Consider the following 14213-nt stretch of genomic DNA (forward strand, 5'->3'; position numbering starts at 1 on the left):
CCTCCGCCGCCGAATCAGCCTCCGTCCTGACGGACGAGTCGACGGCATCAGTTCTTCCAGGACAGATACAGAGCGAAGCTTTGAACTGCTGACCAAACTCCGGCCCCCGACCAACCCGTGTCTCAGCCCAGGCCCTTCGTGGCGAGCGCGGACAGCGCACCCCACGCGCACAGCACACCGAGCCCGGCCGCGCTCATGGTGATGCTGCGTCGGCGTACGCCTAGGGCCGCCAGATACAGCGCCGCCAGTGCGGGAATCGCGTTGAGCATCCAGGCGAGCCGGAAATCGCCCTTCACGACGGTGGCGACAGCCATGACGATATACAGGCTGGCAAAGACACATGTCACGCCCGGCAGTACGCGCAGTGCCTGCCGCTTGGAGCGCAGCAGGTCCTGCTTGCCACCGCTGCTCAGCGGTCGACTCTCGGTGTCCTGCCCGTTCCGGCTGAAGATACTGCGGCTCATGTGGCGGCAGCTTATCCCGCCAGTCCTGGACCGCCGAGTTCGATAAATCCCGTGCCAGGTATGGAAGTTGCGAGCGATACGTTCCAAGAGGCTACCCAGCCCGCTGCTCGGGTGCGGCGGGCGGTTGTAACTGCGGGTCGCGTGCCCCTGCCGCCAGCAAAGCCTTGCGAAACGCCCACGGCTCGGACCAACCTGATCAGAGTTGCCTGACCAGGTCCACCGCGTCCTTGAGGGAGAGCATGGGCTCTTGGCGCCGCAACTCCTTCACTGCACTGACTTCGCCCTTGTTCGCCTTCACTGAGCGTAGACCGTCGGTATCGACACGGTCGCGAACGTCGTCGAGGGACATCGACAGTTGTGGCATGGCGAGTCGCTTCCGGCGGCGAAGCCAGAAGTTGACCACTACGGCGATAGGGACGTATATCCACGCCATGATCTGAATCGCTGCCCCGATTGGAGTGCCCGTGAGCGTGAGCGCGAGGACTACAGCAACCGCCAGGAGCAGAAGGCCCACGAACCAGTACATCTCGATCTTATTGAGGGAACGTGCATCGGACGTGTGCCCGTTCCGGGGCTGGTTCTTCACGCGGGAGCCCTTCTGTGTCGGCAGCAGCAATGAGGGGCGCCGCTCTGCCCCCTCGGCCCCACGGTACGTCGACGCCGTCTCCGCGCCATGGGAAGGTGTGGTTTTCCCGTAGAGCTTCGTGGAGGGCTCTTCCAAGAGTCGTGGTTTCTTACGGACCTCGCGGCCTTCAACTCTCCGTCGACGTACTGCCGTTGCCAACTGGACACATAACTGGCTGACGGGTGCCGCCGCCGTGACGATCAGGCTCCGGACGACTGCTCCTGCTCGTACAATTAGGTCCGCTGCGGGACACACAATCGCCTCCTGAGGGCAACGCCCGGTTGAGGCGAGCCCCCGACCAGGTCGTTCGCTCCCTGTCACCATCGAGGAGAAGCACTTCATGGGGGACCACTTCAAGACGGATGTTGATCAACTCGATCAGTTCGTCAAGACGTTGGACAGCAGTGTCAAGGATCTTGACGACGCCCGTACGGCACTGGCACACGTGCGTGGCGATCAGATCGGCACCTCCCGTCTCGACAAAGCCTGCGACCAGTTCCAGGACCACTGGAGATACGGCTCGGAGCAGATGAGCGAGATGATCGGTGGCATCCAAGAGGGCGTGAAGTCGAACAAGCTGAGCTACCAGGAGATGGAGACGAACCTGGGAAAGGCGCTCAAGCAGATGGAACAGCAGGGCACTTCGGCCGGCGGGGGCAAGTGATGGCGGGGAACCCGTACCCGCATCTCGGCTGGAACCCGGTCCCCGGTGTCCCTTCCGAAGTCCAATCGCTCAAGAACAAGGTCAACAAGGCGGCGACCGCTCTGCGTAGCTGTCATACACAGATCGAGCGCCTGCTCGGCGAGAGCGGCCACTGGGAGGGCGACGCTGCGGACGCCTTCCGCGACAAGCTCGACGGCGACCTGCCCAAGTACATGAAGGACGCCGCAACCTCCCTGGAGAAGGCCGCTGCCCAACTCGCCAAGTGGGACAGCGACCTGACGTCGAACCGTGAGCTGGCGAAGAAGTACGACGACGAGGCCAAGGAGAAGAAGCAAGCCGCCGATTCCGCCAAGGAGCGTCAGGAGACCGCCGCAAAGGATCCGGATCTCAAGCTCGGCGGCAAGGAGTTCCCCAGCCAGGCCGAGGCGGACGCAGCCACCGAGCGGCTGCGCGCGGCCGAGCGCCGGCTGAAGGACGCCGCCGACAGTCTGGAGAAGGCCAATGGGGCATACAACGACGTCATCGAGAAGGCCAAGACCCTGGAGAAGGAGCACGAGCGCGACGCCGACAAGGTTGCGGACGAGCTCGACAAGGCCGACGACAAGCTCGCTCCGGAGGAGCCCGGCTGGCTGAGCAAGGCCCTCAGCGCGATCGGTGACGGACTGCAGAAGGTCGGAGAGTTCCTCCTCGACCACGCGGGGACCATCGGCGCGATCGCGGGTCTGCTGGCGCTCTTCCCGACGCCGCTGGCTCCGCTCTTCGCGGGCATCGCGGTCGTCGCTAGCGCCGCCTCGCTGGGTAAGAACTTCGCCAGTGAGGACTTCCGGGATTCGCTGACCGGTAAATACGGCACGGGGGCGGCTCTCACTGCCTGGGGCTCCTTCGCCGGGGACGCGCTTGGTGTGCTGCCGGGCGCCGGTGCGCTGGCGAAGGGGGGCGGCGAAGTCGCCATGGCGGTAGGTGCGGCAAGGGAGGGAGGTGAAGCGATGTCCCTCGGGTCCAAGGCCATCACGTTCGGGCGGGAAACCGTCGAGGCGTTCAACTTCAAGGCACTCGACGTTGCGACCGATCCGCGAACAGGCACGGTGGATTATGCCGTGAACGGTGTCAATGCTCTCGCCAACACAGCATCCTCCTTGGAGACGATGGGGGTTCTGCCCGACGAGGGAGGCAGTCATTACGCTGCCGAGGGCGTCAAGGGGGGTATCGCGGTCCAGGGCGCCAAGGGCAATATCGATGTTCTGACGGAAGGTCTGGGAGACCTGAGGGCAGGACTCCAGCTGCTGTGAACAGTGTTCAGGAAGATTCCGCAGTCAAGCCTCGACCGGCGTTCTGGTACGACCTTCCTTACGGCTATCTGCAGGTCGATGTCTATCCCAGCCGCGAGCGTCTAGAGGAACTGGCGCGCCAGATCCTGGCGTTGCCGGAGGGGCTTCGCGATCGGGCGGACCAGGTGTTCCGCATGTACGCCCTGATGATGTGGGAGCTGCAGAAGCATCGCGTCGTCGGTTGTGCACTCGGCTTGCACCCGGACGGGGAGAGCGGTGCCTCCATGTCGGTGCTGGTCGTCTCCATTTTGGACACGCAGGGCGTCGATCCCAAGGCGGCACTGACAGTGCTGATGGAGTCCGGTGCCGGGGACACCACGGACACCGGGATCGTGCCCCTTGAACTGCCCTGTGGAACAGGCTTTGTCACCGGCACTGTCGAGGAGACGGACGTGCCCCAAAGGGAACCGGCACGTGGTGAAGCGCCCGCGAAGGCTTCGGTCTGGCGAGGTATGGTCGCGATTCCCGACACGCGTTCCTCGTCGGTGACCGTTCTCCAACTCGTCACCCCGTCTCTGCATCTCATCGATGAATACCGCAACGTGCTGATCGGTGTGGCGAAGACGGTCACCTTTAACGATCCGCAATCGTCACAACGCGAGCCCGGCGCAGTTGCCGAGGCAGTAAGGAATGACTTCGGATGACCGCGGAGAGTAGTCATAGCAGTCAGGGAAAGGCCGTGCCGAGCCCGGCAGTTGCACAGAGCGAGACGGCGGGTGGGTCGGCCGGCGCGGAGAAACGGCGGGCCTGGCGGTGGCGGTTGGCGATCCTCGCGGCGTCGGCCTGGGTGGTCAGCTACGGGCTCACCCTTGCCATCTTCAGCGACTCCCTCTTCATTCTGGGAGTCCCGGGAATCATCGGCCTGGTCACTGTGGCCGTCATGACCGCGGTGGGGTGGATGTACAAGTCGGTGAACGCAACCGCCTATGCCACGGACGGTTCGGACTGCCGCGGTGCAGTGAGGCATCACCGCCTGGTCGTGGTACGCCGGTTCGTGGTGCTGGTTCTCGTGGCGGGATCCCTCGGCGCGGTGCCGCTGAGTACTGAGATCTCGTACTTCTTCCCTCTCATCGTGGTGGGAATGTTGGGCCTCGTGTCGGGAGCGATCGTGCTGGTGCAGCAGTTGAGCTGGCTTCGGCACTGTTCCAGGGCGCTGAAGGCGTACGACGTGGAATTCCGTACGCCCGTGGAGAAGTTGGGCCGGCAGAGCAGCGGAAAGCGTGTTCTCCGGCTCGGTGAGGGAGAGCAGGCGTCCCCGAAGATGTCGGCACGTCAGCCGCTGGGACTGGACTGGCCCGAGTCGATCTCCGACGGCGTGTGGTTCGCGGGAGACGACGTGTTCGGCGGCGCCCTTCTCGTTCCGGGCAGTGGTGAACTGCTGCTGGTGCAGCCGCAGGACTGGGCCGCTCTGCGGGGTGAGCGCGGCCAGATCGAGGCAGAGCGTCAACAGAGGGCTGAACGCGCTGGATTCGACCGGCAATTGATCTGACGTGCCGATGTGTCTGATGCGCCGATGAGGCAGCGCGTCCTCCGCAGTCGATCCGGTCCTGGGCGCCCGGCGGGCGCGGGCTGATGACCGTGGAGCGCGGGACGCGGGTGCGTTCCATCGAGGGGCGTTCGGCCAAGGCCGAGCACGCGCGGATCCTCGCGGCGGCCCCCGGACGGGACTGAGCCCGGGACGGGGCTGAGCCCGGGACGGGACTGAACTCCGGGCCCCGGGCTCCTCCGCGCCCGCCCCGGCCCTACATTCCGCCGTTCTCCGGCGTCGGCTCCAGGTCGAACTCCCCGTCCCGCGCGCCCAGTACGAACGCGCGCCACTCCGCCTCGGTGTAACGCAGCACCGTCTCCGGGTCCTTGGAGTTGCGCATCGCCACCGCGCCGCCGGGCAGGTGCGCGATCTCGACCCGTTCCTCCTCCGGGGCGCCCGGCGCCGACTCCCAGACGGCGTCGGAGATGTCCATCGCGTACAGCTCGTCCTTCTCCTGCTGCGTCCCCATCGGCGCATGCTCCTTCTTCGGCACCTTCGGCGTGAATCCGGAACATCATTTCATGCGGTGAGAGCGTGCAGGCCGGATCAGGGGAGTCGCCCCGGGGCGCCCGGCACCTCCGCGCACCCTCCCGTACGACCGCGGCACCCTTCCGTACGACCCGTGCGCACGACCGCTGAGGACCCTACGTACAACCGTGCACCCTTCCCGCACACCCCCGCGCCCCTCCCGGTACACACGACGAAGCCCGGGCAGGGTCTCCGCGTCTCCGCTCCCTGCCCGGGCTCTCGCTCGTGCCGTACGCCGCCTCGCCGTACGCCCCATGAGCGGGCCGCCAGGCCCGCCCCGCGGCCACGGCTCAGTTGTTCGCCGGCATCCACCCCGTCTGCACGAGCTGCCCGCCCCGTCGCCGGGTCTGGAAGTAGCCCCGCCCCGGCGGGAGTTGCGTCGGCGCGATGTTGCCGAGCAGTTGGCCCTCGGACTTGTCGCCGGACAGCACGACGCCCTGTGCGCCCAGCTCCTTCACCCGCTGCATCACCGGCTCGTACAGCGCGCGGCTGGCGCCGCCGGAGGAGCGGGCGAGGATGACGCGCAGTCCCACGTCCCGTGCGAAGGGCAGATACTCCAGCAGCGGCATCAGCGGGTTCTGCCCGGTGGCTACCAGGTCGTAGTCGTCGATGACGACGAACGCGTCGGGGCTGTCGTACCAACTGCGGTTGCGCAGTTGCTCCGGCGTGACGTCCGGACCCGGCATGCGCCGCGACATCGAGCCCGCCAGCCCCTCCAGCGTCTCCTGGAGCGAGGGCGCCGCCGCGCAGTACCGCGAGAGGTGCGCCTCCGGTACGCCCTGGAGATGTGCGCGCCGGTAGTCGCCGACGACGATCTTGGCCTTGTCCGGGCTGTACCGCTCCGTGATCTGGTGCATCAGCAGCCGCAGCAGGGCGCTCTTGCCGGACTCGCTCTCGCCGAAGACCACGAACAGCGGGTCCGTCTCGAAGTTGACGAACACCGGCCGTAGCGTGCTCTCGTCGATGCCGAACGCCACCCCGTGGTCCGGGTAGTCGGAGCCCTTGGGCAGCCGCGAGGCCTCCAGCATCGTCGGCAGCAGCCGCACCGCGGGGGCCGGTTCGCCCTTCCAGTGCTCGTTGACGGCGCTGATCGTCTGCCGTGTGGCCTCCGAGAGGTCCTCCAGCGTGGCGGAGCCGTCGATGCGCGGCAGCGCCGTCATCAGGTGCAGCTTGTCCGGGCTCAGACCGCGTCCGGGCATGGCCACCGGCACGTTCGCCGCGACCTTGCGGTCGATCTCCGATTCGGACGGGTCGCCCAGGCGCAGTTCCACGCGGTTCTGGAGGAGGTCCTTCAGCGCCGGGCGCACCTCCGTGTACCGCGAGGCGGTGAGGATGAGGTGGACGCCGAAGCCGAGACCCCGGGTGGCGATGTCGGTGACGTCGCTCTCCAGCATCTCGTAGTCGTTCTTGAACGTCGCCCAGCCGTCGACGATGAGGAAGACGTCGCCCCACTTCTGGTCCGGGAGCTGCCCGGCCGCGCGGCGCTGCCGGTAGGTCGCGATGGAGTCGACGTTGTGCGCGCGGAAGTACTCCTCGCGCTCGTTGAGGATCGACATGACCTCGCTGACCGTACGGCGCACCTTCTCGCCGTCGAGGCGGTTGGCGACGCCGCCGACGTGGTGCAGCTCCTCCATCGACAGCAGCGAGCCGCCGCCGAAGTCCAGGCAGTAGAACTGCACTTCGGACGGGGTGTGGGTCAGCGCGAACGACGTCATGAGCGTACGCAGCAGCGTCGACTTGCCGGACTGCGGACCGCCGATGACGAAGCCGTGGCCGGCCGCGCCGGAGAAGTCCCGGTAGAGCACGTCGCGGCGCTGCTCGAACGGCTTGTCCAGCAGCGCGACGGGCACCGCGAGACGGCCCAGCGCCGTGTACTCCGGTGCCGTCAGGCCCCGTTCGGGAGTGGCGGCCAGTGCCGGCAGCAACTGGTCGAGGGACGGCGGCTCGTCCAGCGGCGGCAGCCACACCTGGTGTGCGGACGGGCCCTGGCCGACCATCTTCTGCACGATGACGTCGAGCACGGTGTCGGCGAGCGCGTCGTCGACGGAGTCGGTGTCCTCCTTCTTCTCCGGCTCGGGGGCCACCGGCAGCGCGACCGGCGTGGCCGTGAACGTCACCGGACGCGTCTGCGTGGCCTGGCTGACCCGCGTGGGCCCCGCCGCCCGGTAGGCACCGGAGACGTACGCGGCCTTGAACTGCACCATCGTCTCGGTGTCGTACTTCAGGAAGCCGGCGCCCGGCACGTTGGGCAGGTGGTAGGCGTCCGGCACGCCGATCGCGGTGCGCGACTCGGCGGCCGAGAACGTACGCAGACCGATCCGGTACGACAGGAAGGTGTCGAGTCCGCGCAGCTTGCCCTCCTCCAGGCGCTGCGAGGCGAGCAGCATGTGCACACCCAGCGAACGGCCGATGCGGCCGATCTGGATGAACATGTCGATGAAGTCGGGCTTGGCGGTGAGCAGTTCGCTGAACTCGTCGATGATCAGGACGAGGGACGGCAGCGGGTCCAGCGCGGCGCCCGCGGCGCGCGCCTTCTCGTAGTCCGTGATGTTCGCGTAGTTGCCCGCCCTGCGCAGCACTTCCTGGCGGCGGTTGAGCTCCCCGGTGATCGCGTCGCGCATGCGGTCGACGAGCGTCAGCTCGTCGGCGAGGTTGGTGATGACCGCCGCGGTGTGCGGCATGTCGGCCATGCCCGTGAAGGTCGCGCCGCCCTTGAAGTCCGCGAGGATGAAGTTGAGCGTCTCGGAGGAGTGCGTGACGGCCAGGCCGAGCACGAGCGTACGCAGCAGCTCCGACTTGCCGGAACCGGTGGCGCCGACGCACAGACCGTGCGGGCCCATGCCCTCCTGCGAGGCCTCCTTGATGTCGAGCATGACCGGCTCGCCTTCGCCGCCGATGCCGATCGGCACACGCAGCCGCTCGTGCAGCGAACGGGGCCGCCATGTGCGCGCCATGTCGACCGAGCCGGCGTCGCCGATGCCCATGAGGTCGGTGAAGTCGAGGTTGGAGAGCAGCGGTTCGCCCTCCTCGCCGCTGCCCATGCGCAGCGGCGAGAGCTGCCGGGCGAGGGCCTCGGCCTGCTCGTAGCTGAGCACGTCCGGCTTTCCCGAGTACGCCGACTCCCGTCCCACGTACAGGTCGAGGGCGTTCTCGCGTACGTGCACGGTCAGGCCGCCGGACATCTGGTCGTCGAGGGTGCCCGGCGCGACCTCGATGAAGGTGACGCCCTGGAGGCCCTCGGCACCGGCCAGTTGGGAGTCCGGCGGGATCGAGCCGCCGTCGAGGATCACGATGATGTGCGCCTGGTCCGAGACGGGTGCGCCGTCGCGGTTCCAGCGGGCGCGTCCGTCGAGCTGGCTGGCGAGGGACTCCTCGAGCTGGCCGAGGTCGTCGTAGAACAGCCGTGCCTGGCCCGCTCCGTCGGACTTCGAGGGGTGCTGCGCGTGCGGCAGCCACTTCGTCCAGTCCCACTCGGCCATCGAGCCGGGGTGGGCGACGACCGCGATCATCAGCTCCTCGGGGGAGTGCAGCGCGGAGAGCTGTCCGACGGCGGCACGCACATTGCCGTAGACCTCGTCCGTACTTCCTGTCACCACCACGTGGTAAAAGGCGCGCAGACTCACCGCGATGGGGAGATCGGGAAGTGAACGGTGAATGTCCAGGAAGGATTTCATCGCTTCCGCGGTGAGCGGTTCGAGTTCGTCCTTGGGAGCGGTTTCCGGTGCGACGAGCGGAGTGCTCAACTGCTGCCAGCCCGTGCCGATTCGCACGGACGAGAAGTCGTTGTCGGACGGGCGCCGTTCCCACAGCCGTTTGGCGTCTCCGGCGATCGCCCAGAGCTGATCCGGACTCGGATGCTGATAGAGCTGCGCGTTCCGCTGCGCCTCGGAGGTCTTGCGTACGTCCTTGCGGACCTGGTCGAGATAGCGGAAGTAATCCCTCCGCTCCTGGCCCATCTGCGCACGGCCCCCGCGCCGCGCCCTGACGACCTGCGCGACCGCCATCGCGACGGTGGAAACCGCCATCAGGGCGCCGACGACCTTCATGTACGGAGCTGCACCCGGCATGAAGAAGAATGCGACCGAGCCGCCCATGCCCATCACGGGCAGCAGGTTCATCCAGATGTCGTTGTCGCCGTCGCGCGGCAGTTCGGGAGGAGATTCGAGCTTGACTTCCCCCTCGGGCACGGTCGGCGGCATGACCCGTGGCTGCCGCTTCACGATGACCACACTCACCGTTACATCAGTCCTTCACGATAAATTCGCAATTCCGCACCGACGCCCCCGCCCTCGCAACAGCTACCGGTCATGCAGACGCTGATCCTAGTAGGTGCGGCAGTCTCCGGTATCCGGGAGGACCGACTGTCGGCCATGGACGGTAAGGTGACCGCAATCTCCCCCAAGTGCATCCGCGGCGAGGGAGCTTGGGGCAATGCGTGAGCCCGAGATGTCTTATTCATCGTGACGCCGAGTCAGAGCAGTCAGCAAGGGGGAACAACAAGGTGGCCACGACCGCAGCGACCGGCTTCTGCCGCGTCACGGTAGTTGCTCCCGGGGGGCGCATCGACGTCGCGCTCCCCGAGGACGTGCCCCTGTCCGACGTCTATCCGGAGATCGCGCGGCTCTCCGGGGGCGCCGCGGCCGAGGGCTCCCTGTCGGGGTACCACCTGGTGCGCAGGGACGGCCGGGTGCTGGAGTCGGGCCTCTCCCTCGCGGGCAACGGCATCCGTGACGGCGAGGTCCTGCTGTTGCGGCCGTTCGCCGACTCGCTGCCCTCCGCGGTCTTCGACGACGTCAGCGACGCGGTGGCCTCGGGCGTACGGCAGAACCGCGCCCTGTGGGGCGAGAAGCAGATGCGCGCGGCCGGACTCACCGGCGGCGGCGTGCTGTTGGTGCTCATGGCCTTCGCGCTGTGGTTCGCCGACCCGGTCGGGCACGACATGCACGGACTGCCCGGCATCATCGCCGCGGCCGCCGGCGTCCTGCTCGTCTCGCTCGCCTGCGTACGCGCCCGCGTCTACGACGACAGGGCCTCCTCCATCGCGCTCGGCCTGGGCGCCATGCCCCATGTGATGCTCGCCGGTTCGGGCATCCTGCCGCTCGCCGAGGGAGAGGGCATCGGACGGCTCCAGTTCCTGCTGGGCTGCGTCGCGGTGCTGCTGGCCTCCGCGGTCCTCATCGCGATCACACCGCGCGGCGACGGTCCGTTCGTCGCCTCCGCGATCGTCGCCGCGACCGGCACGGTCTTCACGTTCGTCGCCGTCATCGCCGATATCAAGGCCGTCGACGCCGCGTCCATCGCCGCCCCCTTCTGTGTCGGCGTCATCGCCTTCCTGCCGGGGCTCTCCGCCCGCTTCGCGCGCCTCCCCATAGGGTTCGAGCCCCGCGTGGGCGGTTACGAGGGCGGCCAGGACAGCGCCCGCGGACTCCAGGGCCCCATCGACGCCGAGCGGATCGCCGCCCAGGCCCGCCGCGGACACGAGATGCTCGTCGGCCTCGTCGGCGGCTGGTGCGCCGCCGTCGTCGGCACCGCCGCCGTGCTGGGCTTCTCCCACAGCGGCTGGGCCCAGCTCCTCGCCCTCGCCACCGGCATCGCGATGCTGCTGCGCGCCCGTCTCTTCCGCTACACCTCGCAGGTCACCTGCGCGCTCGGCGCCGGCCTCGGCGCCCTGACGCTGCTCGCCCTCGGCCTCTCGCTCAATCCTCCGACGGAGCTGGTCCGTGACTTCGTCCGGGGCGACAGCGCCGGGCTCGACGTGCGTACGGTCTGGATCGCCGCGTCCATCGCGGTCGCCGCCGCCCTGGTCACCGCGATCGGGCTCATCGTGCCGCGTACGGGGCTGACGCCCTTCTGGGGCCGGTTCATGGAGCTGACGGAGACCTTCGTCCTGCTGTCCCTGATCCCGCTCTGCCTCGCGGTGATGCATGTCTACGCGGACGTGCGGGGCTCGATCGGAGGCTGACGGACGCGGCCGCGTACCGGCCGCGCCGCCTCTGCTTCTCCGCCCTCCGCCCGTCCCCAACAGCCGCACAGGGGGCGGGCGGAGGCATGCGGAAGCGCTGGTAAGCTGGTCCGGCCCTTCGAGTATCCGAAGCATCCCCTGAGACGAAGACCAGGGGCGCTCATGGGCGGAACCAATGAGGAGTACGAGTGTCGTCTCTCGACGCCGCGACGAAGAAGCAGATCATCTCCGAGTTCGCCACCAAGGAGAGTGACACCGGCTCCCCCGAGGTCCAGGTGGCGCTGCTCTCCCGTCGTATCTCGGACCTGACCGAGCACCTGAAGACCCACAAGCACGACCACCACTCCCGCCGTGGTCTGCTGCTGCTGGTCGGCCAGCGCCGCCGCCTCCTGCAGTACCTGGCGAAGAAGGACATCCAGCGCTTCCGCGCCCTGGTCGAGCGCCTCGGCATCCGCCGCGGTGCGGCGGGCGCCCGCTGAGCATGCCGGCCTCGTGAGAGGCAGGGAGCGGTTCCCGGAAAGGGAGCCGCTCCCTTCGCTGTATCTGAGGGACCGGATGGTTTGTAGGCTGGTCCCAGCACGACGTACAACAACACGACCGCGCTCCCGTAGCCGCGGTCCCCGCACATACGCAGGCAACACAGACACACGTATGCAGACGCGGCAGGGGCGCCCCGCCGTCGCCGGTCCTCGGTAGTGGCTCCCGGACAGAGATGTTCCGGGTGCTTCGATCGAAGACCGGCCCGCACAGGGAGCGCTCCTCCGCAGCCGGTCCGCCGCCACGCGGGCGCCGGACACAGACGAGGAGATATCCCTGGTGGAGAACGAGACCCACTACGCCGAAGCCGTCATCGACAACGGCTCCTTCGGCACCCGCACGATCCGTTTCGAGACGGGCCGCGTGGCCAAGCAGGCCGCCGGTTCCGCAGTGGCGTACCTGGACGACGACACCATGGTGCTGTCGGCCACGACCGCCTCGAAGCAGCCCAAGGAACAGCTCGACTTCTTCCCGCTCACGGTGGACGTCGAGGAGCGGATGTACGCGGCCGGGAAGATCCCCGGCTCCTTCTTCCGCCGCGAGGGCCGCCCGTCCGAGGACGCGATCCTCACGTGCCGCCTGATCGACCGCCCGCTGCGCCCCTCCTTCAAGAAGGGCCTGCGCAACGAGATCCAGATCGTCGAGACGATCATGGCCCTCAACCCCGACCACCTCTACGACGTGGTCGCCATCAACGCCGCCTCCTGCTCGACGCAGCTCTCCGGTCTGCCCTTCTCCGGGCCGATCGGCGGCACCCGCGTCGCCCTGATCAACGGGCAGTGGGTCGCCTTCCCGACGCACAGCGAACTCGAGGACGCCGTCTTCGACATGGTCGTCGCCGGCCGCACCCTCCCCGACGGCGACGTCGCCGTGATGATGGTCGAGGCCGAGGCCACCGAGAAGACCGTCGAGCTGGTACGGGGCGGCGCCGAGGCCCCGACCGAGGAGGTCGTCGCCGCCGGACTCGAGGCCGCCAAGCCCTTCATCAGGGTGCTGTGCAAGGCCCAGGCGGACCTGGCGGCCAAGGCCGCCAAGCCGGTCGCCGAGTTCCCCGTCTTCCTGGACCACCAGGACGACGTGCTCGAAGCCCTCACCGAGTCCGTACGCGACGAGCTGGCCCAGGCCCTCACCATCGCGGGCAAGCAGGAGCGCGAGGCCGAGCTGGACCGCGTGAAGGGCCTGGCCGCCGAGAAGCTCATCCCGCAGTTCGAGGGCCGCGAGAAGGAGATCTCCGCCGCGTACCGCACGCTGACCAAGGAACTGGTCCGCGAGCGCGTCATCAAGGAGAAGAAGCGCATCGACGGCCGCGGCGTCACGGACATCCGTACGCTCGCCGCCGAGGTCGAGGCCATCCCGCGGGTGCACGGCTCGGCGCTCTTCGAGCGCGGCGAGACGCAGATCCTCGGGGTGACGACGCTCAACATGCTGCGCATGGAACAGCAGTTGGACACCCTCTCGCCGGTGACCCGCAAGCGGTACATGCACAACTACAACTTCCCGCCCTACTCCACCGGTGAGACGGGCCGCGTCGGCTCTCCCAAGCGCCGCGAGATCGGCCACGGCGCGCTCGCCGAGCGTGCGCTGGTGCCGGTGCTGCCCACGCGCGAGGAGTTCCCGTACGCGATCCGCCAGGTCTCCGAAGCGCTCGGCTCCAACGGCTCGACGTCCATGGGCTCGGTCTGCGCGTCCACGATGTCCCTGCTGAACGCCGGTGTGCCGCTCAAGGCGCCCGTCGCCGGCATCGCCATGGGTCTGATCTCCAAGGAGATCGAGGGCGAGACGCACTACGTCACGCTCACCGACATCCTCGGTGCCGAAGACGCCTACGGCGACATGGACTTCAAGGTCGCCGGCACCCGCCAGTTCGTCACCGCCCTCCAGCTCGACACCAAGCTGGACGGCATCCCGGCGTCCGTGCTCGCCGCGGCGCTCAAGCAGGCCCGCGACGCGCGGCTGCACATCCTGGACGTGATGAACGAGGCCATCGACGTCCCGGACGAGATGTCCCCCAACGCCCCGCGGATCATCACGGTCAAGATCCCGGTGGACAAGATCGGCGAAGTCATCGGCCCCAAGGGCAAGATGATCAACCAGATCCAGGAGGACACCGGCGCCGACATCACGATCGAGGACGACGGCACGATCTACATCGGTGCCGCCGACGGCCCGGCCGCCGAGGCCGCCCGCAGTACGATCAACGGCATCGCCAACCCGACGATGCCCGAGGTCGGCGAGCGCTACCTGGGCACGGTCGTCAAGACGACCACCTTCGGCGCCTTCGTCTCGCTGCTCCCCGGCAAGGACGGTCTGCTGCACATCTCGCAGATCCGCAAGCTCGCCGGCGGCAAGCGCGTCGAGAACGTCGAGGACGTCCTCGGCGTCGGCCAGAAGGTCCAGGTCGAGATCGCCGAGATCGACCAGCGCGGCAAGCTCTCGCTCATCCCCGTCCTGGAGGACGAGGAGTCCGGGGGCTCCGACTCGGAGCAGAACGCCTCCGCGACGGCCGACGCCGACGCGGACGACAAGTGACACACACGCACCGTGCGACGGCCCGCCCCACCTCCGCGGAGGGGCGGG

At 68.1% G+C, this 14213-nt stretch carries 11 protein-coding genes; 7 read left to right on the top strand and 4 right to left on the bottom strand.

Going from position 1 to position 14213, the window contains the following annotated elements; all coding sequences use genetic code 11:
• Positions 1-122 precede the first annotated feature (122 nt).
• Entirely contained in the window at positions 123-464 is a 342-nt protein-coding gene (locus AN218_RS14925) for a hypothetical protein (protein WP_070017381.1), read from the bottom strand.
• Between the two features lie 196 nt (positions 465-660).
• Entirely contained in the window at positions 661-1185 is a 525-nt protein-coding gene (locus AN218_RS36100; protein ID WP_141747587.1) for a hypothetical protein, read from the bottom strand.
• A gap of 244 nt (positions 1186-1429) precedes the next feature.
• Here AN218_RS36100 and AN218_RS14935 point away from each other — a divergent pair, with 244 nt between their 5' ends.
• The 4 genes from AN218_RS14935 to AN218_RS14950 are packed head-to-tail and all read left to right on the top strand — an operon-like array spanning position 1430 to position 4570.
• Positions 1430-1753 carry a hypothetical protein gene (locus AN218_RS14935; RefSeq protein ID WP_070017383.1) on the top strand — a complete coding sequence of 108 codons (324 nt, stop codon included), beginning with the start codon at positions 1430-1432 and terminating at the stop codon, positions 1751-1753.
• On the top strand, positions 1753-3042 hold the full coding sequence (locus AN218_RS14940; protein WP_070017384.1) for a WXG100 family type VII secretion target: 1290 nt from the start codon (positions 1753-1755) through the stop codon (positions 3040-3042). Before AN218_RS14935 ends, AN218_RS14940 begins: the two co-directional genes overlap by 1 nt.
• Positions 3039-3725, top strand: a complete 687-nt coding sequence (locus tag AN218_RS14945) for a hypothetical protein (RefSeq protein WP_070017385.1) — start codon at positions 3039-3041, stop codon at positions 3723-3725. Before AN218_RS14940 ends, AN218_RS14945 begins: the two co-directional genes overlap by 4 nt.
• Positions 3722-4570 (top strand): hypothetical protein, encoded by an 849-nt coding sequence (locus tag AN218_RS14950; RefSeq protein ID WP_079132192.1) that lies wholly within the window; start codon positions 3722-3724, stop codon positions 4568-4570. Before AN218_RS14945 ends, AN218_RS14950 begins: the two co-directional genes overlap by 4 nt.
• Positions 4571-4823: 253 nt before the next feature.
• Here the strand turns inward: AN218_RS14950 and AN218_RS14955 are convergent, their stop codons facing one another.
• Entirely contained in the window at positions 4824-5078 is a 255-nt protein-coding gene (locus AN218_RS14955; RefSeq protein WP_070017386.1) for a DUF397 domain-containing protein, read from the bottom strand.
• Positions 5079-5427: 349 nt separating this feature from the next.
• On the bottom strand, positions 5428-9372 hold the full coding sequence (gene eccCa, locus AN218_RS14960) for a type VII secretion protein EccCa (protein ID WP_070017387.1): 3945 nt from the start codon (positions 9370-9372) through the stop codon (positions 5428-5430).
• A gap of 266 nt (positions 9373-9638) precedes the next feature.
• Here eccCa and eccD point away from each other — a divergent pair, with 266 nt between their 5' ends.
• The 3 genes from eccD (at position 9639) to AN218_RS14975 (ending at position 14165) form a co-directional block, all read left to right on the top strand.
• A complete protein-coding gene (eccD, locus tag AN218_RS14965; protein WP_244900462.1) occupies positions 9639-11099 on the top strand; it encodes a type VII secretion integral membrane protein EccD in 1461 nt (486 codons plus the stop codon).
• 188 nt (positions 11100-11287) lie between these two features.
• Positions 11288-11578 (top strand): 30S ribosomal protein S15, encoded by a 291-nt coding sequence (gene rpsO, locus AN218_RS14970; protein WP_070017388.1) that lies wholly within the window; start codon positions 11288-11290, stop codon positions 11576-11578.
• Between the two features lie 337 nt (positions 11579-11915).
• A complete protein-coding gene (locus AN218_RS14975) occupies positions 11916-14165 on the top strand; it encodes a polyribonucleotide nucleotidyltransferase (RefSeq protein WP_070017389.1) in 2250 nt (749 codons plus the stop codon).
• Positions 14166-14213 lie beyond the last annotated feature (48 nt).

The sequence above is a fragment of the Streptomyces nanshensis genome (assembly GCF_001751255.1).
GTDB classification, from domain to species: domain Bacteria; phylum Actinomycetota; class Actinomycetes; order Streptomycetales; family Streptomycetaceae; genus Streptomyces; species Streptomyces nanshensis_A.